Consider the following 23,181-nt stretch of genomic DNA (forward strand, 5'->3'; position numbering starts at 1 on the left):
GCGCCGCAGTAAACACGAGGTGAACGGATGTTTCCGGATTTGCGTACTTTCATTCAAAAGCTGCGGCAGGAAAAACTCCTGCTGGAAATAGAGGCCGAAGTCGATCCCTATCTGGAACTGGCGGAAATTCACCGCAGGGTGATCGAGTCCGGCGGTCCGGCTTTACTGTTCACTAAGGTAAAGGGCAGCGATTATCCGGTGGTGACGAATTTGTTTGGCACGCGCCAGAGAGTTGATCTGGCTATGGGTCCGCAACCCGAGCGCCTGTTGGGGCGGGCGGCAGCCTCCTTGCCCAACCTGCTTTTGCCCAAGCTGCCACGGCTGTGGGCGGAAAGAAAGTGGCTGTTCCCGTTGACCCGGGTGGGCTTGAGAAATGTGGCGCCGGTTAAGGCCCCGGTCTTGCAAGTCAAAGAGGACAGGGTCGACTTGCGCCGGCTTCCCGTTCTCACGAGTTGGCCGGGGGATGGGGGGCCTTTTGTCACTTTGCCCTTGGTTTACACCGAGCACCCCCGGACACATGAACACAATCTGGGCATGTACCGGATACAAATCAAGGATGCGGCCTTGACAGGAATGCACTGGCAGATCCACAAAGGGGGCGGGTTTCATTATTATGAGGCAGAGCACCTGGGGGAGGACCTGCCGGTGACGCTTTTCCTGGGAGGGCCGCCTGCCCTGATTCTGGCTGCGATCGCCCCCTTGCCGGAATTCATACCGGAACTTCTCTTCACGTCGTTCCTCATGGGTGGGAAATTGGAGCGGGTTCGGGTGCAAGGTTGCCCTCACGCCTTGATTGCCCAGGCGGAATTTGCTATCTGCGGCAGGGTTCCGGCCCGGGTGCGGCAAGCGGAGGGGCCATTTGGGGACCATTACGGCTACTATTCCCTCCAACATGATTTTCCGGTCTTTCAGGCTGAAAGGGTCTACCATAGAAGAGATGCCGTTTATCCGGCGACGGTGGTAGGTAAGCCGCGCCAGGAAGACTACTTTATCGGCGAGTACCTGCAGGCACTCCTGGCCCCTCTCTTTCCGCTGGTCATGCCGGGGGTCAAAGCTCTTTGGACCTATGCGGAGACAGGATTTCACTCTTTGGCCGCGGCGATTGTGCGGGAAAGTTATGCCCGCGAAGCCTTGACTTCCGCTTTCCGCATCTTGGGGGAGGGGCAGCTGACTCTGACCAAGTTTTTGCTCCTCACGGATGTTGAACTGGATCTTCGGGATTTTAAGGCGGTGTTAGAACATATCCTGGCGCGCTTCCGGCCGGAAACCGATTTCATCCTGATTCCCCATACATCCATGGATACCTTGGATTATACGGGAAGGACGTTTAATCAGGGAAGCAAAGCGGTCATGCTCGGTTTGGGCGAGGCAGAGCGCCGTTTGGCCAGCGATTATGCGGGCGGACCTATTCCGGGCATTATGAGGGTGGAGTCCTTTTGCGCCGGCTGTCTGCTTTTGCAGGGAGATACTTATGCAGCGGCGCCGGCTTTGCCGGAGGACCTTCTGGCTTGGCTCGGGCGCAGCCCGGCGGAGCGTTTCAGCGCTTGGCCTTTGTTGGTACTTGTTGATGACTTACTCTTGGCTCAGAGTCAAACCGGCTTTCTCTGGCAGGTGTTCACCCGGTTTGACCCGGCCCAGGACATATACGCTCAGACGGAGGTGCGGCAGAGTCTGCCCGTGCGGCGGGGACCGCTCCTGATCGACGCCCGTATGAAACCCTGGTATCCCGGGGAGGTTGAGGCCGACCCGGAGACCGTCAAGCTGGTCGACCGGCGCTGGAGAGAATATTCCTTGCCCCATTGGCAGCGGGGTTAGAGACGAGAGCGTTGGAGTCACCAATGACGACCGTGGGGGCGTATCAAAAAGTTTTCTGCGGACCGGGAGGTTTTTGGTTTGGGGCTGAAGATTTTTCCGGCGGGGGAAAGGAGCGTGGAGAAATGGTTCAGGAAGCTGGATGGGTCTTGGTTTACGGGGTTGCCCAGGAGGTCGAGGCGGATATTGTTCTGGGTCTCTTGCAGGAAGAAGGGATTCCCGCTCTCAAACGGTATCCGGGAGCGGGTCAGTTTCTCAAACTGGCTTACGGGCTGACCAGCGGGGTCGACATCTATGTTCCTGTTTCCCAGGCGGCCAGGGCCAAGCTGCTCCTGGCCGGCGGAATTAAGGAGAACGGATTTCCTGAGGATGGCCCGGCTGAGAAGGGAAATCCGAAGAGTGGGGTTGCCGCGAGAGGGTTTGCGGAGAACGAGCTTGCGGAGCAGGAGCTTTCGGAGCGGGAACTTCCCAAGAACGGGCTTCCGTTGCATGGACCTGCGAAAAGCGTCGTCAGGCGACGGCAAACACCGGCTTCACTTCCGCCAGCCTCCCGGGACGCGAGACAGCGAGACGAGCGTTGGAAGTGGGCTATACTGGGAATAGCTGCTTTTTTGGCCCTGGTTTTGCTTGTTTACCGCAACGGCTTTCTTTGGTAATTATTGCTCAGCGGTTTTTGGACAAAAGGAACGCTTTCCTTTATAATCTAAGAGGAGAGTGTATTAAAGAGATGGCCTCAGTCTAGAGCAAAGCAATAGGAAGGAAGTCCATGGCAATGACAAAAGCGGATGAGCGGCCGGATAAACTAAGCCCTGATCGGCCCGTTCCCGAAATTGCGCAGGATTTGGGACTCGTGTTGGGCGATATTCTCAAAGCCATGCATCGTCAATTTAAGAAGGAGTTCAATCGTTTCACGGGGGAAAGCGAGTTGACAGTTCCTCAAATTTTCCTCCTGCGCACGTTGGTGACCAAAGGTTCAATTTCCATTTCTGAGTTGGCCGAACATCTTAACCTGGCCAACAGTACCGTGTCGGGAATTGTAGACAGATTGGAAAGGGACGGTTTTGTGACCAGAGTGAGGGACAAGGAGGACCGGCGGATTGTCTATGTGGAACTGACGGAGCATGCGGCCCATTTTAGGGAACAGGTTCCCCGCTTCAACGAAAAGTTCTTGGGAGAGCTTCTGCGGGGGGTTGACGATCAGACCCTGAGAGAAATGGCGTCTTCATTCAGGCAGCTCTCCGACTTGATCAAGCGGTTCGAAGATAAAGATAAAGACGACAAAAACACGGATAATGGACAGAGGTGACGGCCGGTCACTATTCAGACGCGGATCCTCACGCCCCAAAAGTGTCACCGACAGAGCATGAAAATAGTTGCCAGGTCACGACGACGACAGGAATGACAGCAACGACGGAGACAAAGGCAAAGGCAAAGATAAAGGCAAAGATAAAGGTGAGAAAGGCCGCGCATAAAACGCGGTCTTTTTGCACATCCTGAAAGTGTAAATTTTACATAAAACGGATAAGGGGGGAATCACATGCAATTCAACGACACGGAAAAGAAGAAACTCCTGGATGAAGGGATGCTCACCCGCAGCTTAATCGAAAATGAAGTGGCTATGAAGAAATGCCTGCTCTACAGTGAAATGGCTCAGGATGCCTCCGTGAAGTCTTTCTTTAAAGAGCAAGCGAAAGGGTTGGAGGACGTCAATAACTATATGAAAAACGGCATGGCGGCCGTTCGCTAAGGAGGGTTGGATATGGCAAATTTCACAGACTTGGATATGCTCTACGACTACGAAAAGGATGTGGCCAGCGCCGCGACCGGTTTTATGACTTTCGCGACACGTGCCCATCACCGTGAATTGCGTGAACGCTACTTGCGCATGGCCAACGAAGCTACGGATGCTCATGCCAAAGTCAGCGAATTGATTTCAAAAGCCGGAGGAATTGCCTAAACGGGGTACGGGGACGATAAATTGTAACCCAATATGGCAAATTCCAAATCAAAGATGGCGAAAGGCGGAGAAATCTCCGCCTTTCGCCATCTTTTGGTGCGTTCCTATCATCTCCGGATTTCCTCGCTGTCTTCTTGTTGTTCCCTTTTGCCTTCGCTGCTTCCGCCACCGCTGTTACGGCCACCAGCCCGGTTGCATTTTGTCGGGCAGGCTGTCGAGCAGAACTTGAGTAGCCTGATTTACCTTGAAATACTCTCCGCCAAAGCGGACGAGGCCGGAGTTGTCGTCATAGGTCAAAGCGAAATCGGTCGCGGTATGGAAGCGGGAGGAGGCCCGATGTAAAACAAAATGTCGCACCGGATCGTCCGCCGCCATCTGGGGGTTTTGGGCCGCCGGAACCAGGCTCGCCGCCTCCAAATCCCGCAACAAGTCCTGGGTTAAGGAGAAATTCGCGGTGAAACGCGGATGGGCCGGGTTACCTGCCGGGATATAACCGACCGCCGTGAAAGCGTGGGGATGCAGGGTCCGATTGGGGATGCCCAGGGTAGAAAAAGGACTTAACCAACTTTCGCGGTAAAGCCAGGGTGAAGCGGTCAGAACCAAAAGCACTGCAAAAAGGATGAGCAGACTTCCGGGTCTGAGTAATTTCTGCCGCACCGGCTTAAGCACCGCCGGCGGCTTAAGCCGTGCTCGGAAGCGACCTTTGGTTTTTTCAGTTGGGGGTTGAGGGCCGGATACGGACATGCGCAAAAATACCTCCTTCCGTCCGGGTCAACCGTTTAAACAAACAGTCAAGAGCTACGCGTTCACAGTGTAGGAAACGTTATTTGGGCACGGGTTGTCCAACAAACCATAAAGGGTTGAGCGGTTGGTCAAAAACCATAAAGATATACAGGAAAGACTTACAGGCCCGTTCGGGCCGCCAAACCGGTGCTTACCCGGCGGCTTGGCGGGAACGGCAGAGAGCCGTTTTGCGCCGGATGCGCTGAATCGCGTTGTCCAGGGATTTCGGCGTCAAGCCCAAGCGTCGGGATATTTCACCTTGTCGCATTCCTGCCACGAAGTGGTACTTAAAAACTAGACGTTCAAGATCGGACAGACCCTGACTGAGGTCCTTAATCAGGGAACGCGCTTCGTCCATGGCCACAACCGAGACGGCCGGGTCTTCGGCGTGCCCCACGACGTTCAAAAAGCTTTCTTCGTATTCGTCGGACAGGGAATTATTGAGCGAAAAGGCTTCGTTCAAGTTCAGGTGTTTAAGGCGATTGTGGGCACGTAAACTATCAATCAGTTTGCGTTTGACGACCAAACGCAAAAAATGCAAGAAAGGGATCTCCGCCCCGGATTCATAAGACAAAATGGCTTTGTACAAGGCGAGCCTGCCTTCCTGCAACAAATCTTCGTAGTCTGCCCGGGGCAGGAAGTATTTGCAGGCTATTTTGCGAATCTCGGGCTCATAATAAACGATCAGTTCATTTAAGGCTTCTTCATCGCCGGAGCATGCCGCCTTCAGCATCGCTTTTTCCTGTTCTTCATTCAACTTTGACGAAGACATAGCGCCCATCTCCTTGTCAAACATAGCCTTCTAGACTATTAGTGTAAATTATAACCCAGGGTTAAGACAAGAGACTTTTACTGGACGCAGAGACTTATTAAGGAAAAAGTGGGTGAGCGTGGCACAGAAGGATTTACTGGGTATATCCCTAATTGCTTGGAGTATGCCTAATTACTTGGATTATTCCTAACTGCGTGGAGTATCCCTAATTACTTGGTATCCGTATTTAATGAACGGTAAAGATTAGCGGTTTCTATGGCCGTAACGGCGGCGTCAAAACCTTTGTTACCCGCCTTTGTCCCCGCTCGTTCAATAGCTTGTTCGATACTGTCGGTGGTGAGGACCCCGAAGATCACGGGCAGGCCGGTTTGCAGGGCCACGTTGGCCACTCCTTTACTCACTTCGCTGCTCACATAGTCAAAATGGGGGGTGGCGCCGCGGATTACGGCACCCAAGCAGATGACGGCGTCATAGCGCTGGGCAAGCGCGAGTTTCTGGGCTGTCAAAGGGATCTCAAAAGCCCCGGGCACCCAAATTAAATCAATCCGGTCCTCCCCGGCGCCATGCCTGCGCAAGGCATCGAGTGCCCCGCTGACGAGTTTATTGGTTATAAATTCATTGAAACGGGCGGCGACAATGGCAAAATTCAAGCCCTCCGCGAGTAATTGTCCTTCATAAATCTTCACGATGACGGTACCCTTCCTTTCTTATCGGTTGGTTATAAGTCTGCTCACACTTCGCCGTCGCGACGCGGCAGCAGTGAACTCGTTCAGCTTAAGCTGAACATCGAGTCTTCGGTGGGGGAGTCTACCCCCACCGAAGGGTACGTGGAACCCACTCCCACTTATACAAGTGGGAGTCTTACGATTGGATAAACGGGGAAAATACCCAAGTGGCCGTTAGCGCACTTCATAGAGATAGTGTCCTAATTTCAGTTTCTTGGTTTTAAGATATTTTGTATTTTCCGGTTTGGCTGGGATCTCGATAGCCACGCGTTCCACCACTTCGAGTCCGTACCCTTCCAGCCCGACAATTTTGCGCGGGTTGTTGGTCATCAGGCGCACCTTGGAGATGCCAAGATCCGCCAGGATCTGGGCGCCAACGCCGTAGTCCCGCATGTCCGGGGGAAATCCCAATTCCAAATTGGCTTCTACAGTGTCTTTCCCTTCCTCTTGGAGTTTGTAGGCTTTTAGCTTATTCATAAGGCCGATGCCCCGGCCTTCTTGGCGCATGTAGAGGAGGACTCCCCGGCCTTCCGCCTCGATCTGCTCCAGGGCGGCGGCGAGTTGATCCCCGCAATCACAGCGCCGGGAGTGAAAGACATCCCCCGTCAGGCATTCGGAATGAACCCTCACCAACACCGGTTTACCGTTCGCAACATCGCCTTTGACCAGGGCAAGGTGGTCTTTCCGGTCCAAAAGGCTGCGATAACCGACGGCTTGGAAATCTCCGAAATCCGTGGGCAAATGAACGCTTTCCACCATCTCCACCAGTTTTTCGGTGTGGCGCCGGAAACGGATCAAGTCTTTGATTGTGATGAGCTTGAGCCCATGCTTGCGGACAAATTCCATCAAGTCGGGCACTCGGGCCATGGTTCCGTTTTCATTCATGATTTCGCAAATAACGCCTGCCGGTGTCAATCCCGCGGCCCGCGCCAGATCCACCGCACCCTCGGTGTGTCCGGCGCGGACAAGTACCCCGCCCGGGCGGGCCTGCAGGGGGAAAATGTGTCCGGGACGACGCAAATCCGCGGGCAGACTTCCGGGGTCGCACAGGACTTTGACGGTGGCTGCCCGCTCAAACGCGGAAATCCCGGTAGTGCTGGTGGCAGCGTCCACACTGATGGTGAAGGCCGTTCCATGGGGGTCGGTATTTTGGGAGACCATGGGATCCAACTGAAGTGCCTGGATACGTTCTTGCGTTAGGGGCACACAGATCAAGCCGCGGGCATGAGTCGCCATGAAGTTAATGGCTTCGGGGGAGACGTGGTCCGCCGCCATGAGAAGATCTCCTTCGTTCTCGCGATCTTCGTCATCGACGACGACGATCATTTTTCCCGCCCGAATGTCTTCGATAGCTTCTTCGATCGTGTTAAAAGACATATTTTACACTCCTTTGCAGATAAGTCCGAACGCGAAAGCGGGCAGCGATGTCAGAGAAATCCGTGCTCGCTCAGGAAAGCAAGAGAGAGGTCCTTGGCGGGCCGGGTTTCACCGGGCCCCGCCCCGAACCCGGCTTCATTGAGCCCGGCCTCGCTTGACCTGATGGTCTTGAAGCCGGCTTCCTGGCTTGACAGGAGAAATCTCTCCACGTATTTGCCGATGAGATCCGTCTCTAAATTCACGCGGCTGCCTACACCTTTTTTGCCCAGGGTGGTCTCTTTCCATGTATGGGGAATGAGAGAAACAGAAAAGTTGCTTTCCCCGACGGCGATGACGGTCAAGGAAATCCCGTCAACCGCCACGGAACCACGGGGCAATATGTGGCGCGCGAGTGCCGGTTCGGCCGTAATTTCATAAACCCTGGCAATCCCCTTGGATTCAATGCGCGCAATCAGTCCGGTTCCGTCTATATGGCCGCTGACCAGATGTCCTCCCAGGCGGGACTGAAGCTGCAAAGCCCGCTCCAAGTTCACGTAACTGCTTCGTTTCAGTTGTGCCAAATCGGTTTGGGCCAAGGTCTCGGCCATAATCTCGACCGTGAAGCCGGCGGTGTTTTGCTCAACGACCGTGAGGCAGACTCCGTTGACTGCGATGCTGTCGCCAATCCGTGTTCCCTCGAGAACTTTTTGTGCCCGCACGGTTAAGCGAGCCGACTGAGGCAAGACCTTGATCTTTTCGACTTGGCCCATTTCTTCCGCAATACCAGTAAACATCATTCACACCTCGTTCAGAAGAGTGGGTTTCCCGGCGGGAAGTGTTCGCGCCGGTTGGAAACGTATCCCGTAACGTGGATGTCGCCCGTTTCCCTGCTCACTTCGATCCCGGTGAGGTGAACGGCGTCACTCATCCGGGCCGCCGTGAATCCGGAGAAAGGGGAAGGGCCGTTGCCGCCGACGAATTTGGGGGCGAGAAAAAACTCAATCTTATCCAGCAAGCCGCCTGTCAAGAGCTGCCCTGCCAATCCGCCCCCTCCTTCGAGCAAAACCGCCGTCCAACCACGCGCTGCGAGGTCCCGCAGCAGGGTTTCCAAGGGGACGTAACGGGAGGTTTCGTATAGCCAGACTTCGACAGCCCGGAGGCGGCGCAGGCGTTCCGCCTTGTCACGACTGGCCGCGGCAGTGGTGGCGATAATGCAGGGGGCAGATGGGGATGAGGAAAGAACTTGGGCATCTTCCGGCAAGCTCAGGGTACCGTCGACGACCAGGCGGACAGGGTCCCTGCCGCCGGGAAGGCGACAGGTCAAGCGAGGGTTGTCCTGCCGCACTGTTCCGCTCCCGACCATAATAACATCGGCAAGGTTGCGCAAGCGCTGCGAGGCTTCGCGGGATTGGGGGGAACTGACCCAGCGTGAGTCTCCGCTTTCGGTGGAAATCCGTCCATCCAGTGTAAGGGCTGATTTGTACGTCACGAACGGCAACCCGGTCACGATGGACTTGAGAAAGACTTCGTTGAGCCGCCCGGCTTCATCGGCCATAAGTCCGACCTTGACATCCAGGCCGGCCTCGAGCAAGCGTTCGATGCCGCGGCCGGCGACGAGAGGATTAGGGTCAGGCATAGCAATAACGACTTTTTGCAGACCGGCCCGAATCAGGGCGTCTGCACAGGGGGGAGTGCGGCCATAATGTGAGCACGGTTCCAAAGTGACGTAAGCGGTGGCCCCCTGAGCACGGTTTTCCGCGGCTGCCAGGGCGTGGAGTTCGGCGTGGGGTGTTCCCGCTTTGTGGTGAAATCCTTCGCCGACAATTTCGCCGTCACGCACGATGACACAGCCTACCATGGGGTTGGGGCCGGTCCTCCCTTCGGCCTGCCGGGCCAAGCGCAACGCCCTTTGCATATACTCGCGGTCTGATGGTGTAAAGACTGTTTCTTCGTTCATCGTGATGTCACTTCTCCCGTTTTTCTCAGTTCGGCCGGAGCCGGTGCAGTACCGTCTCCGGCCCGCCTGTGAAGGCTGCAACCCGGCAACCTCTGAGATTGCCCGGATCGGGGGAGGACCCGGGATATGCGGGTACCGTGGCCCCTGCGGCCGGCGAGCGAGAACAACCTGCGCCGACAGTCGACCCCCGCGGCGATCGGGTAGGAGGCTGGTCATTAATTGGCCAGCCGACCTCCCACAGCACCGTACGTACCGTTCGGTATACGGCGCCTCCAAAGTTTACACGTTATTTGGCAGAGTAGCATTGACTAAAACTGGGGTATCCTGCGCGTTCGATGCGTTTGTTGGATAAGGACATTGTCAAAATGTGGCTATGGGCTACTCGCCAATAGCCCTTTCTTGTGTTTGCCCACATCCATGCTTGCTCCTTCTTGATGCCAAGCTTCTGCAAGTTCGCGTATCGTGTGCGTACTCTCTTCCATCGTTTCCATGTGATCATCCGAATTCGACTTCGTAGCCATTCGTCCATTTTTCCGAGTAACGCTTTGGCGTCTGCCAGTTTAAAGTAATTGGTCCATCCTCGGATGATGTAATTGAGTTTTGCCTTTCTCTCCTCGATTCCCATCCCGTTGCTCCGTCCGGTGACTTTCCGGATCTTGTCCTTTAGCTTCAGGATGCTTTTCGGGTGGATTCTCAGTCGTCCTCTTCCTTTGTGGATGTAGAAGCCGTATCCCAGATACTTGACTTTCCTCACGTGTGCCACGCTTGTTTTCTCCTTATTGACTCTGAGGAATAGTTTCCCTTCGATATAAGGAACAATATGGTCTAGCGTTCGCCGGGCCGCTTTCTCGCTTTTGCAGAAAATCATCATGTCATCCGCGTAGCGTACGAAGCGATGCCCACGCTTTTCTAGCTCGTGGTCACAAACGTTTAGCATGACGTTTCCAAGTAAGGGACTAAGGGGCCCCCCTTGGGGTACGCCTTCCGGACTTTCTTCAAATAGTCCGTCCACCATAATCCCTGCTCTGAGGAATTTATGGATTAGGGATATGACTCGTCCATCTTTGATGGTGTCTGAGAGGATTTGGATGAGTTTGCTTTGGTTGACCGTGTCAAAGTATTTCTCCAAGTCCATGTCCACGACGTAGACAAAGCCTTCTGTGATATGCCTTTGACATGCTCTTAGCGCGTCGTGAGCGCTTCGTTGAGGTCGGAACCCATAGCTGTTGTCTGAGAATTGCCTTTCGAAGATTGGCGAAAGGACCTGGGTTATGGCCTGTTGGATCAGTCTGTCCACGACGGTAGGGATTCCCAGCTTTCTCATTTTCCCGTTCTCTTTGGGTATTTCTACCCTCCGTACGGGTTTCGGACGGTATTTCCCGTCCCAGAGGGCTTGCAAAAGTTCATCCTTGTGTCCTTTCAGGTAGGGTAGAAGTTCGTCCACCTGCATACCGTCGATTCCACCCGCGCCTTTGTTCCCCTTCACTCTGTAGTAGGCTCGATTAAGGTTCTCGGCGCTGAGAATTTCCTCTAGCAGTTTCTCTGTCTGCTCGTCTGTGTTGGTGTTGTCGGTTTTGGTCATCCTGGGTGGCACGCACACTTCTGCATACTCTCTCTGTTCCGCAGATGACCTTTGCAGATAGTCTTTAAAGCAAAGTTGTCTGTGTTTTAAATTACCACCTTCGGTAACTTTCATTGACCCACACCTCCTTTGGTTCCGCCCTTCCGTCGGTGTCCGGGACACCTCTGTACTATGGCTTCTGCTGACTCCTCACGACAAATCTTGTTTCAACCGGGCTTCTTACTCCGTTTCCACCCGTCCGTGAGGCCTCCCACGGTAAGACGATTCACTTTCATTCCATGTCCCCGCAACATTTACGCTGACGTGTCCGTGTAGCTTTTGGGCTTCAACTTGTATGGCAGTCTTACCCCACATTTCGCGCCTAATATTGTTCGTGTTCCTCGGGGCGGAACTTTGCCGCCGGCTTCCTTCAGATTCCATCTCGCAATGGACACCCTTGCCTTGAGCTAATGGTTGGTCGCTACATACCCCCATAACGGACTTTCACCGTCAAGTTAATCGTCATGCGTGGCGCACCAGAAAAGGCACCCGAAATCCTCCGGGTGCCGCAACGCAAGCAGGAAAACAAAGCCAACTGCTAAGCCGGCCTTCCCTCTTCCCATCCAGACTGTAACTGTCGGCTCCGGAATCACACCGGATCTGCCAAAACGGCTCGCGGGCTTTACCGCCGGTAAGGATTTTCACCTATCCCCAGAGGAGCAAAACACATATGCGGTTGATGGCTGAATGATTTGTGTTTGAAAGGTGTCGATGAAATCAGGCTCGTAACCGCTCGGTACTTGACTGAACATTCATGTCGGCTTTATCTTAGATCACTTTTGGTTTTTTGGCAAGCCCCATGCTCAAGAGTCTTGGGTGTAGTGGCTATGGACTAAGGCTACACGCAGCTCAAAAGTCTCAAGATCTGCTCAAGAGTTCTGTTCCCCAGGTATCCCGCCCGCGGCAAGATCGGGATGGTCGGCAAAGAAGTCCTTTTGCAACATCCCCAGAAGAACCGCATCACGGTATTGTCCTAAAACGTAACGTGCCTCGCGCAGGCGGCCTTCAATCCGAAATCCCACTTTTTGATAAGCTTTCAGGGCCCGGACATTTCCGTCCCAAGTGTCAAGTTGCAAGCGATAAAAGTTCCATTGACGAAAGAGATACTGGGCCAAGGTGAAGAGGGCGTCCGAACCATAGCCCCGGCTCCAGTAAGCTTTGTCCCCAATCGTAATGAATAAGGTGGCCGAACGGGCAGGAATGTTCATCTGACGGAAACCGGTGTAGCCAATCATTTTTTTGTCATCCGTGAGGATGGCATAACGGTATTCGTCTTTCAACCCTGCCCCGGCCTCTCCGGATTGAAAAATGCGTTCGGCCAAGGCATCCTTGTTGAACATCGTAGAGAGTGGCCAAGCCGCGTTGGCCCAAAAGTTAACTTCCTGGTCATTGTACCAGGCCTGAAGCACTTCCAGATCCGTTTCCTCCAGCGGACGCAGGGACGTCTTTTTGCCTTGCAGCATTTTGCCTTACCCCCAACAGGAAAATAACGTGGCGACTCGAAAAAGCCCTTTAATTTCTGACTCTCGGGCTCTTGCAGACGCCTGCCCCCCAAAAAAGAACATGCTCTGTTAGATAAAACCATAAAAGAGGGCCCATAAAGAGGTCAAGAGAAAGTCAAAAGAGGGTCATAACTTTAATATTGCCTGACTCACAGAAACTTGTCCAAACTCTGTCCAAACCTCAAAAATGATAAAAATTAAAAGGGCTCAAGCCCCGGCTGCAACTGCATTTGAGTGGTATTAGAGATGGTCGGGGCGACAGGATTCGAACCTGCGGCCTCTTGGTCCCGAACCAAGCGCGCTACCAAACTGCGCCACGCCCCGTCAAACCGAACGAGTATTATATTACCAAAGCGGAACAAGGGTGTCAAGGCTTCTGCCCGTCCTTTAAGGGCTGAGCTGAATATTTCTTTAGGCTCCCCGAAGATTCCCTGAGCACCCTGCGGAGTGTTTAAGACCCTTGCGGCTCTTCGGGCGCCTCGCATCTTTTAGCAGTCTTTCGGCTATACTGTTTGGGCTTTTTTGGCTATACTGTAGGGGATGGTCAAAAGCCAAGGCGAAAGATGCCGCAAATCCGGTCTGTGACCGTAAGCAAGATGCCAAGTCGCGATCAGCCCTGAGATGCGCGGGGCAACGGCAGAGGTTGGCTGAAGCGACCGGTTAGGATCTATCGTGAATGCATTTACGGGGGAGAGGGAAACTTTTGCGGAAAACGGCTGTGGTGATGGATTCTACCGGCTATTTGACCCAGGATATTCTGGACAGGTTTCATATCCGGGTTGTTCCCCTCAAAGTGACAGTGGGGGAAGAAACCTTTACCGAAACAGAGATCGGCACGTTGGATTTCCTGGGTAAACTCCGGCAAATCTCCGGTTTCCCGACGACTTCCCAGCCTTCGGTCGGTGATTTCCTCACTGTATATGAGGATTTATTTGCCGCGGGGGCCGAGAGTATCGTCAGCCTGCATTTGTCGGAAGGCTTGAGCGGGACGGTAGTGGCTGCCCGCATGGCCCGGGACCTCGCGTCAAAGCACGATGTGCACGTCGTTGACTCCGGAACCGGGGCCCTGGCTTTCGGTCTTTTGGCCTGGGCCGCGGCAGAGTGGGCTGAAGCGGGGGTCCCGGTGCGGCGGATCGTCGAACACCTGGAAGATTTGAAGACGCAAACCAGACTGTACTTTATCTTGGAGACTCTGGAAAACCTGCGCCGGGGTGGCCGGATCGGAGGGGGAGCGGCAGTTGTGGGTACTTTGCTGCAGATCAAGCCGATCCTTTGCGTCAATAACAAGGGGCAAATAGACGTTTTTGCCAAGGTGCGCTCCCGGGCCAAAGCTTGGGGACGCGTCAAAGACGAACTGGCTAAAGATTTGGCCGGCGGCAGGCCTCATAGGATCTGTGTCCAGCACGTGGGCAGTCCGGACTTGGGGGAAAAGACTGCTTCCGAATTGAGGCGGGAGTACCCGCAACAGGACATTCGGGTTTTCGGAGCCGGGCCGGTGATTGCTGCTCACGTCGGTCAGGGTGCTTTGGGCTTAGCCTATTTACCCTGGCCGTAGGATGGCCGCGGTTATAAGCATCACTTTTAAGTCAAGTTTAAGTTAAGTTAAGTCAAGTCAAGGTTAAGTCAAGGAGGTTCTTTCTATGTACAAATTGACCATGCCTTTGGATGTGGGTTCCCTTCATTTGACCAACCGGCTCGTCATGCCGCCCATGGCCACGGCCAAGGCTGAGAAGGACGGGACGGCCGGCGGCAGTCTGATCGATTATTATGCGGAAAAGTCGCTGGGCGGCTATTTGGGACTTATTATCATAGAGCACAGTTACGTCAGCCCTTTGGGGCAAGCGAGTCTGGGGCAGTTGTCGGTGGCCGGAGAGAGAACGGTCCCCGGCTTGAGACGGCTGGCGCAGGAGATCCACCGGAACGGGCCGAAAACCGTGATGCAGATCAACCATGCGGGAAGCGCGACATCCGAGGAAGTCATTCGTGAGACCCCGGTGGGGCCGTCGGCAGTAGCCAATCCACGCAAAGGCGGCTTGCCCCGGGAGTTGAATCATGAGGAAATTGCGCAGATAATCGAGAGTTTCGCGGAGGCGGCCCGCAGGGTGAAAGAGGCGGGTTTTGACGGAGTAGAGATTCACGCGGCTCACGGCTATCTTCTCAATCAGTTCTTCTCCCCTCTGACCAACCGACGACTCGATGAATACGGCGGGGAACTGCGCAGCCGGCTGCGGCTTCACCTGGAAGTTCTGGAAGCGGTCAGGGGAGCGGTGGGTCCGGATTACCCGGTCCTGATGCGTTGGGGTGCGTCCGACTGTACCGAAGGCGGGGTAACGCTCAAAGAGAGTTGCCGGGCGGCCCGCTATTTGGCGGAGGCCGGGCTTGATATTCTGGACATCTCCGGAGGTATGTGCGGCTATAGTGTGCCGGGGCTGAACGCTCAAGGTTATTTCGCTCCTTGGGCGGCCGCGATTAAGCAAGCGGTTTCCCTGCCCGTCATTTTGACTGGGGGAATCACGGAGGCGATGGCTGCGGAACGGCTGCTTGAAGAGAATAAGGCGGATTTAATCGGCGTCGGCCGTGCCCTGTTAAACGATTCCGCCTGGGCCGGCAAGGCAATGGAGAGCCTAATCTAGATGGCTGGAACTGTCCGCGGCCGTTTTGCGCCCACCCCGAGCGGGGAGATGCATTTGGGTAACGCCTGGACGGCTTTCCTGGCCTGGCTCCAAGTGAGACGGGCTCAGGGCAGACTCGTTTTGCGCATTGAAGACTTGGATCTTGAACGCACGCGTCCGGAGTTTTACAGGGGGATCATGGAAGACTTGCTCTGGCTCGGTTTGGATTGGGATGAAGGACCTTTTCCGGGTGAGCGGGAAGTGAGGGGGAGCTTCGGTCCGTATTACCAGAGCCAAAGGGAAGAGTTCTATAGGGCTGCCTTGGCGGAACTTCAAGCTCAGGGACTCGTTTATCCCTGTTTCTGCTCCCGAGCCGACATCCGGGCGGCATCACGGGCGCCCCACGGAGTGGAAGGCGTGTGGAGGTATCCGGGAACCTGCCGCCGTCTGTCCGAGGCTGAAGTTCAGAACAGGATTAGTCGGGGAGAGAAGTCTTCCTTGAGGTTTTACTGGCAGCCGCGCCGGGATCTTACTTACACTGACCTGGTCTACGGACTGAAGCATATGGACTTCGCGGCGGGGGATTTCATTCTGCGCCGAAGCGACGGCGTCCCTGCCTATCCCCTGGCAGTTGTGGCGGACGACATCGCCATGCAAATTACCCACATCGTGCGGGGCGCGGACTTGCTGGAGGCGACTTTCCAGCAGGTGGCCTTGTATGAGGCCTTGCACCGGCCTTTGCCTCGGTTCGTCCATGTTCCCATGGTCTATACTCCGGACGGTAAACGCCTGGCCAAAAGCCAAGGAGGTGTCAGCCTCAAATCCTTGCGCGCCCGCGGGGTCAGACCCGAAGCTATCTTAGGGCTTTTTGCGTTTTGGGCTGGCTGGCTGCCCGGGCCGGAACCGGCGGCTGCCCGCGACCTGGTAAAGTTATTTAAGCTTTCTACCCTGCCAAAGGCGGGCGTCGTATGGAACCCGGAGGACTTATGACAGCGTCCGCCGACCGTCCGCCATATGTTGGCCTCTGAAATATTTTACAAAAAAATATAGGAAACAAGGAGCCATAAGTATATACAAAAAATAGTCCAAATTGATTTTTATTTCACAAAGAAGGAAATTTCCTGGTCGGGAGCGAACATTCAAAGCGAGGAACAAACTTTTCACCGGCCAAAAAGAACCGTTAAGCGCAAGAGAAAATTATTCTCAATGTTTTGGGAATGTTTGCAGGATTTATTGATTCGTCGAAGAATAGTGGTAAAATAGGTGATGTGATCTACAGATTCTATTTTTCCGTCCTGTATGAAAAGACACGTCAGCTAAAACAGCGGCGTAAACGGCTAAAGACAGCAGAGTGGAAAAGACAGCGGAGTAAGGAGGGACCGACTCATCATGAAGATTGCGGTTGCCGGCAAAGGCGGAGTGGGTAAAAGCACGCTGGCCGCGAATTTGGCGCGCTGGCTGGCCGGCAAAGGGGTCAACGTTATGGCCGTCGATGCCGACCCGGATGCCAGTTTGGGAACGATCCTGGGGCTTGATGACGGGGTTCTGGCTGATTTGAAACCCATCGTGGATATGAAGGAGCTGGTCGAGGAACGCATGGGGGGCAGCGGTGCTTTCTATCCTCTGAACCCGAAGGTTGACGACATCCTCGACGATTACTCGATTCCGCTGGGTCAGATCCGGTTTCTGCGCATGGGAAACATCAAAGGAGGAGGGACCTCCTGTTACTGTAAAGAGAATAGCTTTCTTCACGCCTTGATCAACTCCTTGATTTTGACGGAGGAGGATACGGTCGTCTTGGACCTGGGGGCGGGAATTGAACAACTGACCCGGGGTACCGCCCAAGGGGTGGACGTCTTGGTGATTGTGACGGAGCCGAGCCGGGTGAGTGTCCAAACGGTGGAAGTGATTCGCAAGCTCGCTCTTGATCTCCAGATTCCCCGCATCGTGGTTGTCGGCAATAAAGTCCGCAATGATAAAGACGCAAGTTTTCTTAGAGACCACTTTTCCACAGAACTCATTGGCATGATCCCTTATAACGAAGAACTGTTGGAAATGTCGCTCAACACTGGCAATGAAGAGTTGCCCAAAGGGTCTCTAGGGGTAGAACTAGAAAGACTCTATCAGGAAATCACCGGGGAAGGGAGATGAGCCGCAAGGTTAACGTGTTGAGTTTTCCATAATTAGGCGAAGATTTTTTAGAAAGAGGAGGTAACAATATGCCAAGATATCGGGAATTGACACATACGGCCAGGCCGTCCGGCGCACCGCGTGTTTTTGAACCGAAAAACCCGCTCCGGACGACTGATCCGGGAGCGCTGGAAATGCTGAAAATTGCTCACGACAGCAATGTCGAGACGGTTTTTGACCGGGTTGTTGCGCAGCAGCCACAGTGCCAGTTCGGCTACAAAGGGGTCTGCTGCCGCATTTGCATCGCGGGACCCTGCCGGGTCAAGGCAGACGACGGACCGGCCAGCAAAGGCATTTGCGGAGCGACGGCTTATACGATTGTTTCCCGCAACCTGGTTCGCCTGATTGCCGGCGGCGCCGCGTCCCACTCGGAACATGCCCGGCATGTCTTGCATACAGTCCACGAATTAGTGGAGGGGAACGCTCCGGACTATCAAATTAAATCTCCGGCCAAGCTGCATAAGCTGGCTGAAAAACTGGGGATTGCCACGCTCGACAGATCTGACATCGACATTCTGCGCGATGTGGCCGAATTAGGCTACGCGGATTTTGGCCGTTATCAGGAACGCCCCTTGGCTTTCCTGGACAGTTTCCTCACGGAAGGACGGCGCCGGAAATTCAAACACACCAATATCATGCCTCGGGCCATTGACGGGACGGTCACGGAGATGCTGGCCCAGACGGCTATGGGCGTGGATGCCGACCCGGTCAATATCATTTTCGGCGGGTTGAAAACATCTCTGGCCGACCTGGCCGGTGAATATATCGGTACGACTCTGAGCGATGTTCTGTTCGGCACGCCGGAGCCTATCGTTTCCGAATCCAATCTGGGTGTAATCAATCCGAAAATGGTTAACATCGCCATGCACGGGCACAACCCGGTCTTGAGCGAAATGGTCGTGGCAGCTGCCCGCAAGATGACGGCGGAAGCCAAGCAAGTCGGCGCCGAAGGAATCAACGTCGTGGGCATTTGCTGTACCGGTAATGAACTGCTCATGCGCCAGGGTGTCTATCTTGCCACATCTTCCGCTTCCCAGGAAATGGCGATCATGACTGGGGCTTTGGATGCAATGGTGGTTGACATCCAGTGTATTTACCCGGCCGTGCAGACGGTAGCCGAATGCTTCCACACCAAGATCATTACGACCGAAGCTATTATGAAGATTCCGTCGGCTCAGCACTTGGCCTTCAGTGCCGAGACTGCTGCGGAAGACGCCAGAAAGCTCGTCAATATTGCCATTGAAGCCTACAAACACAGGGACCCGAAGAAGATTTCCATTCCCAACGAACGGCATAAACTGGTTGCCGGCTTCAGCATAGAAGCGCTGACCGACATTATGGCCAAAGTCAATCCCGACCGTCCCATGTCCGTCTTGACAGACGCGATTTTGAGCGGCCAACTTAAAGGCGTGGCTCTGATGGCCGGTTGTAATAACCTGAAACGCCCGCAAGACGAAGGGCATGTGACTGTCCTTAAGGAACTGGTCAAAAACGATGTCTTTGTCATTGCCACGGGCTGTTCGGCCGGCGCTTACGCTAAGTTCGGTCTGATGTCTCCTTTGGCCGTGGATGCCTATGCCGGTCCCGGGCTCAAGAGCTTCCTGAAAACGCTGGAGGAAGCCAATCCCCAGCTTACGACCGGCCTGCCGCTCGTATTTCATGTGGGTTCCTGTGTGGACAACAGCCGGGGCGCGGACTTGGCCTTTGCCATGGCTAACGAACTGGGTGTCGATGTTCCGAGAGTTCCCTTTGTGGCGTCCGCACCGGAAGCGATGCATGAAAAAGCGGTGGCCATCGGTACTTGGTGTGTGACTCTGGGCTTGCCGACCCATGTCGGCTCCATGCCGCCTGTGGAAGGAAGCGACTTGGTCTACGGAATTACGACTCAGATCGCCCATGACGTGTTCGGCGGCAACTTCATCTTTGAGATGGATCCGGCCGTGGGCGCCGCCAAAATGATCGACGCCTTGGAATACAGGGCCTGGAAACTGCGCGTGCATCGCCAAGCAGCGGAGAAATACAATACACCGATGGCTCAAGGGTGGTAAGAAAGGAGGAGTGGTATCATGTCCATGGAACAAATCTATGAAGGCGCGATCAAGGATCCTGCCAAACAAGGCACGAAACTGTTGCGCCGGGCTTATGACGGAACCGTCATCGCCATGACTTATGCCGAGATTTTGCTTAACAAAGCGATCAAGGAATATGGGGCTCAGCAGCAGATAGGATATCCCGACACGGCTTACCATCTTCCGGTCATCACCGCCCTCTCGGGAGAAAAGGTGACGACTTTGGGAGAATTGGTCCCCATTCTTAATCGGATGCGCAACCAGGTACGCACGGAACGGTCCTTCGAAAATGCGCGTTTGTGGGGGGAATCTGTTCTCTATGCGGCCGAGATTATAGAAACATTGCACTATCTTGAGGGGGACGAGCCGAAAGTTGAACCTTGGACCGGGTTCCTGGGCGATCCGGTGGTCCGTAAATACGGGATCAAGATGGTGGACTGGACCATCCCCGGAGAAGCGGTTATTCTGGGACGGGCCAAAGATTCGAAAGCTGCCAAGAAACTGATTGACAACCTCATGGGCAAAGGCTTCATGCTCTTCCTCTGCGATGAAATCATCGAGCAGTTGCTGGAGGAAAACGCCAAGCTGGGGATCGACTATACAGCTTTCGCTCTGGGTAACTTCACTCAGGTCATTCATGCCGTCAATTATGCTTTCCGTGCCGGTCTTGCTTTCGGCGGGATTCCCGCCGGCAAGCGCGAAGAACACCGCGACTATCAACGCCGCCGTGTCCGGGCCTTTGTTCTCAGCTTAGGCGAACTTGACGATGTCAAACTGGCGGCCAGCATGGGAGCCATCTTCATGGGCTTCCCGGTTTTGACGGACCAAGTGCTCGGCGAGGATATGCAAATCCCGGACTGGTATATATCCGAACCCGATTACGAAAAGCTGATTCCTCTGGCTATGGAGGTCCGCGGCATCAAGCTGACGAGCGTCGAAGTGCCGATTCCCGTCAACTTTGGTCCCGCTTTCGAAGGTGAGACCATTCGCAAAGGAGATACCTACGTTGAATTCGGCGGCGGGCGCACCACGGCTTTTGAGTTAGTGCGCATGGTCGGCCCGGATGAAGTGAAGGACGGTCAGATTACGGTGATCGGGCCGGAACTCGACACGATTCCGGATGGAACGAAGCTGCCTTTGGGGATTATGGTGGATATTTACGGCCGTAAGATGCAGGCCGACTTTGAAGGGGTTCTGGAACGCCGCATCCACTATTTCACCAACTATGGCGAAGGCATCTGGCACGTGGCTCAGCGTGACCTCTGCTGGGTTCGGATTTCCAAAGATGCCCGCGCCAAAGGTTTCCTGATGAAACACATCGGGGAAATCCTGATGGCCAAGTTCCGGGAAGAGTTCCCGGCTATTGTCGACCGCGTTCAGGTGACGATCCTCACCGACCAGGCCCTGGTAGAAGAGAATATCGTCAAAGCGCGGGAACGCTATCGGGCCCGTGACGCGCGCATGAAAGCCCTCACGGACGAATCTGTGGAAGAATTCTATTCCTGTCTGCTCTGTCAGTCTTTTGCCCCCAATCATGTCTGTATCGTGACTCCGGAACGCGTCGGCCTCTGTGGTGCCGTGAGCTGGCTGGATGCGAAAGCGGCTTATGAAATCACTCCGACCGGACCCAATCAGCCGATTCCGAAAGGGGAAGCGATCGACGATGTGAAGGGGATGTGGCAGAGTTGTAACGACTATCTGCGTCCCGCCTCCAACAATACCCTGGAAGAGGTCAATTTGTACACCCTGATGGATAGACCCATGACCTCGTGCGGCTGTTTTGAAGCGATTATGGCCATTGTGCCGGAAGCCAACGGGATCATGATCACCACACGCGAGCACAGCGGGATGACCCCTGTGGGCATGACTTTCTCCACGCTCGCCGGTATGGTTGGCGGCGGTTTACAGACCCCGGGCTTCATGGGAATCGGGCGCACCTATATCGTCAGCCGCAAGTTCATCCCCGCGGACGGCGGGATTGCCCGGATTGTCTGGATGCCCAAAGAATTGAAGGAATTCCTGAGAGAAGATTTTGTCCAGCGTGCGATTGATGCCGGCTTGGGCGAGGACTTCATCGACAAGATTGCCGACGAAACCGTGGGAACAACTGCCGAACAGATCGTTCCTTTCCTTGAAGAAAAAGGACATCCTTGCTTCAGCCTCGATCCGCTGATGTAAAAGGTCTTGGGACATCTCCCTCAAGGCGCGGTAACGGGTCTTGAGGGAAGATCCCGTTAAAATCCGCGGCGGCTTGTGTCTCCGGGGTTAGCGGCTTTATCGGCGACGGCGGCAGACCGGCGCCGGGCGCCCTTTCGCCGGTCCGGTTTGGCAAAACCGATACAAGGGCCGGTCCAGAGCGGAAAGATCGATCCGAGTTTTAGAAAGGGGTTAAAGTATGGGTTTAACAGGTTTGGAAATCTACAAACAATTGCCTAAGAAAAATTGCGGAGAGTGCGGCACGCCCACCTGCCTGGCTTTTGCTATGGCCTTGGCGGCGGGCAAAGGTGCCTTGGACAGTTGTCCGTACGTGTCTGATGCGGCTCGTGATGCTTTGGCATCCGCTTCCGCTCCCCCTATTAAGTCGATCAAATTTGGCAACGGTTCCGTTCTCGGCGACGAAACGGTCCTTTTCCGGCATGACAAAACTTTCTACCACCCGACCACGGTCCTGGTTCAAGTGTCAGATACTTTAAATGATACTGACCTGGTCGCGAAGGTTGAGCAGATCAATGATTTGGAATTTGACCGCGTCGGCTTGCACTACGGTGTGGACGGAATAGCAGTTCTGGAGGAGTCAGGCGATCCGACCCGCTTCGCTCAAGCCGTTAAAGTTGTCGCCGATCATACGGAAAAATCTCTTTTGCTCCTAAGCGACAATGTGGCCGCCCTGCAGGCGGCTGCCCCCGCGGTTGCGGCCAAAAAACCCTTGCTGGGAAATGCCGCTGAAGGCAATTATGAGGCTGTGGTGGCCCTGGCCAAAGAACTGGCCTTGCCGGTGATCTTAAAAGCCAACGGGCTTGATGCTCTCAACGATCTGGTGGAAAAAGCACAAGCCTTGGGCTATAAGGAGTTTGTGCTTGATCCGGGTTCGCGCAAGCCGGTGGAAACGCTGGCTAATCTGACGCAGCTGCGCCGCTTGGCTATTAAGAAAAAGTACCGGCCCTTTGGTTACCCGGTGGTCGCCTTCACTTCCAAGAACGAACCCATGGACGAAATTGCGGAAGCTTCCATCTACGTGACGAAGTATGCCAGTGCGATTGTGCTCAAAGCCGACGAGAAAGGTTTCCTTCTCCCTCTCCTGACCCTGAGGGCGAACATTTATACCGATCCGCAGAAACCGATTCAGGTGGAACCTACCCTCCATTCGGTGGGGGATGTCAACCCAGAGTCTCCCGTTTATGTGACGACGAATTTCTCCTTGACTTATTACAGTGTCGAGGGTGAAGTGGAAGCCAGCAAGATCCCGAGCTATATTTTGCCGATTGATACGGACGGTACGTCGGTCCTGACTGCCTATGCCGCCGGCAAGTATGAACCGGAGAAAATTGCCGATGCGCTTTTGAACTCGGGAGTTGCCGATAAAGTCGGCCATAAGAACGTAATCATCCCGGGGTATGTGGCGGTAATTTCCGGCAAGCTGCAGGAGAAATCCGGCTGGAAAGTTATCGTCGGGCCGCGGGAATCAAGCGGCATCGTGTCGTTTGCCCGCTCTCTCAGCAACGGCTGAGGCCCGGATCTTGCCATCACCGGGAGGGGCGGGGGAATATACTCTTTTTTGGCTTGAGACAAGGATAAAAGCCGAAGAAAAATAGGAGCTTAAGAAAA

The 23,181-nt window shown here is 54.6% G+C and carries 20 protein-coding genes, 1 tRNA gene and 1 riboswitch; of the genes, 12 read left to right on the forward strand and 9 right to left on the reverse strand.

The window, feature by feature from the left end:
- The first annotated feature begins 27 nt into the window (after nt 1-27).
- The 5 genes from MNU25_RS12045 to MNU25_RS12065 all read left to right on the forward strand — a co-directional run bounded on the left by MNU25_RS12045 (nt 28) and on the right by MNU25_RS12065 (nt 3,769).
- Nucleotides 28-1,815: a UbiD family decarboxylase gene (locus tag MNU25_RS12045; protein WP_240985297.1), complete on the forward strand. Its 1,788-nt coding sequence runs from the start codon at nt 28-30 to the stop codon at nt 1,813-1,815.
- 122 nt (nt 1,816-1,937) lie between these two features.
- A complete protein-coding gene (locus MNU25_RS12050; protein WP_240985298.1) occupies nt 1,938-2,468 on the forward strand; it encodes a putative signal transducing protein in 531 nt (176 codons plus the stop codon).
- Between the two features lie 110 nt (nt 2,469-2,578).
- A complete protein-coding gene (locus tag MNU25_RS12055) occupies nt 2,579-3,118 on the forward strand; it encodes a MarR family winged helix-turn-helix transcriptional regulator (RefSeq protein ID WP_240985299.1) in 540 nt (179 codons plus the stop codon).
- Nucleotides 3,119-3,349: 231 nt separating this feature from the next.
- Nucleotides 3,350-3,559, forward strand: a complete 210-nt coding sequence (locus MNU25_RS12060; protein ID WP_047831751.1) for a hypothetical protein — start codon at nt 3,350-3,352, stop codon at nt 3,557-3,559.
- Between the two features lie 12 nt (nt 3,560-3,571).
- On the forward strand, nt 3,572-3,769 hold the full coding sequence (locus MNU25_RS12065) for a spore coat protein (RefSeq protein ID WP_240985300.1): 198 nt from the start codon (nt 3,572-3,574) through the stop codon (nt 3,767-3,769).
- 174 nt (nt 3,770-3,943) lie between these two features.
- On the opposite strand, the gene MNU25_RS12070 is transcribed toward MNU25_RS12065, so the two are convergent.
- The 9 genes from MNU25_RS12070 to MNU25_RS12110 all read right to left on the reverse strand — a co-directional run bounded on the left by MNU25_RS12070 (nt 3,944) and on the right by MNU25_RS12110 (nt 12,809).
- On the reverse strand, nt 3,944-4,513 hold the full coding sequence (locus tag MNU25_RS12070) for a hypothetical protein (protein ID WP_240985301.1): 570 nt from the start codon (nt 4,511-4,513) through the stop codon (nt 3,944-3,946).
- A 190-nt stretch (nt 4,514-4,703) separates the two neighbouring features.
- Nucleotides 4,704-5,324, reverse strand: coding sequence for a sigma-70 family RNA polymerase sigma factor (locus MNU25_RS12075; protein WP_240985302.1), 621 nt, complete (start codon nt 5,322-5,324; stop codon nt 4,704-4,706).
- Nucleotides 5,325-5,533: 209 nt separating this feature from the next.
- A complete protein-coding gene (ribH, locus tag MNU25_RS12080) occupies nt 5,534-6,010 on the reverse strand; it encodes a 6,7-dimethyl-8-ribityllumazine synthase (protein WP_240985303.1) in 477 nt (158 codons plus the stop codon).
- Nucleotides 6,011-6,223: 213 nt separating this feature from the next.
- Nucleotides 6,224-7,426, reverse strand: coding sequence for a bifunctional 3,4-dihydroxy-2-butanone-4-phosphate synthase/GTP cyclohydrolase II (locus MNU25_RS12085; RefSeq protein ID WP_240985304.1), 1,203 nt, complete (start codon nt 7,424-7,426; stop codon nt 6,224-6,226).
- 50 nt (nt 7,427-7,476) lie between these two features.
- Nucleotides 7,477-8,199, reverse strand: coding sequence for a riboflavin synthase (locus MNU25_RS12090; RefSeq protein WP_240985305.1), 723 nt, complete (start codon nt 8,197-8,199; stop codon nt 7,477-7,479).
- A gap of 14 nt (nt 8,200-8,213) precedes the next feature.
- The gene (ribD, locus tag MNU25_RS12095) at nt 8,214-9,362 is read right to left on the reverse strand and encodes a bifunctional diaminohydroxyphosphoribosylaminopyrimidine deaminase/5-amino-6-(5-phosphoribosylamino)uracil reductase RibD (protein ID WP_240985306.1); all 1,149 of its coding nucleotides are present in this window, start codon (nt 9,360-9,362) and stop codon (nt 8,214-8,216) included.
- A 286-nt stretch (nt 9,363-9,648) separates the two neighbouring features.
- Nucleotides 9,649-11,058, reverse strand: a complete 1,410-nt coding sequence (ltrA, locus tag MNU25_RS12100; protein WP_240985307.1) for a group II intron reverse transcriptase/maturase — start codon at nt 11,056-11,058, stop codon at nt 9,649-9,651.
- Between the two features lie 472 nt (nt 11,059-11,530).
- Nucleotides 11,531-11,646, reverse strand: a riboswitch (FMN riboswitch).
- Between the two features lie 206 nt (nt 11,647-11,852).
- Nucleotides 11,853-12,446: a GNAT family N-acetyltransferase gene (locus MNU25_RS12105; protein WP_240985308.1), complete on the reverse strand. Its 594-nt coding sequence runs from the start codon at nt 12,444-12,446 to the stop codon at nt 11,853-11,855.
- Between the two features lie 286 nt (nt 12,447-12,732).
- Nucleotides 12,733-12,809, reverse strand: a tRNA-Pro gene (locus MNU25_RS12110).
- Nucleotides 12,810-13,188: 379 nt separating this feature from the next.
- Between MNU25_RS12110 and MNU25_RS12115 the strand changes: the two genes are divergently transcribed.
- From MNU25_RS12115 to acsC, 7 genes are all read left to right on the forward strand, one after another.
- Nucleotides 13,189-14,040: a DegV family protein gene (locus tag MNU25_RS12115; protein ID WP_240985309.1), complete on the forward strand. Its 852-nt coding sequence runs from the start codon at nt 13,189-13,191 to the stop codon at nt 14,038-14,040.
- An 85-nt stretch (nt 14,041-14,125) separates the two neighbouring features.
- Entirely contained in the window at nt 14,126-15,118 is a 993-nt protein-coding gene (locus tag MNU25_RS12120; RefSeq protein ID WP_240985310.1) for an NADH:flavin oxidoreductase, read from the forward strand.
- The gene (gene gluQRS / locus MNU25_RS12125) at nt 15,119-16,087 is read left to right on the forward strand and encodes a tRNA glutamyl-Q(34) synthetase GluQRS (RefSeq protein WP_240985311.1); all 969 of its coding nucleotides are present in this window, start codon (nt 15,119-15,121) and stop codon (nt 16,085-16,087) included.
- 399 nt (nt 16,088-16,486) lie between these two features.
- Nucleotides 16,487-17,248, forward strand: a complete 762-nt coding sequence (locus tag MNU25_RS12130) for an ATP-binding protein (RefSeq protein ID WP_240985312.1) — start codon at nt 16,487-16,489, stop codon at nt 17,246-17,248.
- Between the two features lie 68 nt (nt 17,249-17,316).
- Nucleotides 17,317-19,335, forward strand: coding sequence for an anaerobic carbon-monoxide dehydrogenase catalytic subunit (gene cooS / locus MNU25_RS12135; RefSeq protein ID WP_240985313.1), 2,019 nt, complete (start codon nt 17,317-17,319; stop codon nt 19,333-19,335).
- A gap of 18 nt (nt 19,336-19,353) precedes the next feature.
- Entirely contained in the window at nt 19,354-21,534 is a 2,181-nt protein-coding gene (acsB, locus tag MNU25_RS12140; protein ID WP_240985314.1) for an acetyl-CoA decarbonylase/synthase complex subunit alpha/beta, read from the forward strand.
- Nucleotides 21,535-21,751: 217 nt separating this feature from the next.
- A complete protein-coding gene (gene acsC / locus MNU25_RS12145; RefSeq protein WP_240985315.1) occupies nt 21,752-23,083 on the forward strand; it encodes an acetyl-CoA decarbonylase/synthase complex subunit gamma in 1,332 nt (443 codons plus the stop codon).
- Nucleotides 23,084-23,181: the final 98 nt, after the last annotated feature.

Source organism: Acididesulfobacillus acetoxydans (genome assembly GCF_902729405.1).
Taxonomy (GTDB): Bacteria; Bacillota; Desulfitobacteriia; order Desulfitobacteriales; family Desulfitobacteriaceae; genus Acididesulfobacillus; species Acididesulfobacillus acetoxydans.

What these genes read in the sequence shown, in the direction of transcription:
- cooS (WP_240985313.1), top strand. Translation starts at nt 17,317, where the DNA reads ATGCCAAGATATCGGGAATTGACACATACGGCCAGGCCGTCCGGCGCA.
- MNU25_RS12045 (WP_240985297.1), top strand. Translation starts at nt 28, where the DNA reads ATGTTTCCGGATTTGCGTACTTTCATTCAAAAGCTGCGGCAGGAAAAA.
- ribD (WP_240985306.1), bottom strand. Translation starts at nt 9,362, where the DNA reads ATGAACGAAGAAACAGTCTTTACACCATCAGACCGCGAGTATATGCAA.
- MNU25_RS12055 (WP_240985299.1), top strand. Translation starts at nt 2,579, where the DNA reads ATGGCAATGACAAAAGCGGATGAGCGGCCGGATAAACTAAGCCCTGAT.
- acsC (WP_240985315.1), top strand. Translation starts at nt 21,752, where the DNA reads ATGGGTTTAACAGGTTTGGAAATCTACAAACAATTGCCTAAGAAAAAT.
- MNU25_RS12085 (WP_240985304.1), bottom strand. Translation starts at nt 7,426, where the DNA reads ATGTCTTTTAACACGATCGAAGAAGCTATCGAAGACATTCGGGCGGGA.
- MNU25_RS12130 (WP_240985312.1), top strand. Translation starts at nt 16,487, where the DNA reads ATGAAGATTGCGGTTGCCGGCAAAGGCGGAGTGGGTAAAAGCACGCTG.
- ltrA (WP_240985307.1), bottom strand. Translation starts at nt 11,058, where the DNA reads ATGAAAGTTACCGAAGGTGGTAATTTAAAACACAGACAACTTTGCTTT.
- gluQRS (WP_240985311.1), top strand. Translation starts at nt 15,119, where the DNA reads ATGGCTGGAACTGTCCGCGGCCGTTTTGCGCCCACCCCGAGCGGGGAG.
- MNU25_RS12090 (WP_240985305.1), bottom strand. Translation starts at nt 8,199, where the DNA reads ATGTTTACTGGTATTGCGGAAGAAATGGGCCAAGTCGAAAAGATCAAG.
- acsB (WP_240985314.1), top strand. Translation starts at nt 19,354, where the DNA reads ATGTCCATGGAACAAATCTATGAAGGCGCGATCAAGGATCCTGCCAAA.
- MNU25_RS12075 (WP_240985302.1), bottom strand. Translation starts at nt 5,324, where the DNA reads ATGTCTTCGTCAAAGTTGAATGAAGAACAGGAAAAAGCGATGCTGAAG.
- MNU25_RS12105 (WP_240985308.1), bottom strand. Translation starts at nt 12,446, where the DNA reads ATGCTGCAAGGCAAAAAGACGTCCCTGCGTCCGCTGGAGGAAACGGAT.
- MNU25_RS12060 (WP_047831751.1), top strand. Translation starts at nt 3,350, where the DNA reads ATGCAATTCAACGACACGGAAAAGAAGAAACTCCTGGATGAAGGGATG.
- MNU25_RS12050 (WP_240985298.1), top strand. Translation starts at nt 1,938, where the DNA reads ATGGTTCAGGAAGCTGGATGGGTCTTGGTTTACGGGGTTGCCCAGGAG.
- MNU25_RS12065 (WP_240985300.1), top strand. Translation starts at nt 3,572, where the DNA reads ATGGCAAATTTCACAGACTTGGATATGCTCTACGACTACGAAAAGGAT.
- MNU25_RS12070 (WP_240985301.1), bottom strand. Translation starts at nt 4,513, where the DNA reads ATGTCCGTATCCGGCCCTCAACCCCCAACTGAAAAAACCAAAGGTCGC.
- MNU25_RS12120 (WP_240985310.1), top strand. Translation starts at nt 14,126, where the DNA reads ATGTACAAATTGACCATGCCTTTGGATGTGGGTTCCCTTCATTTGACC.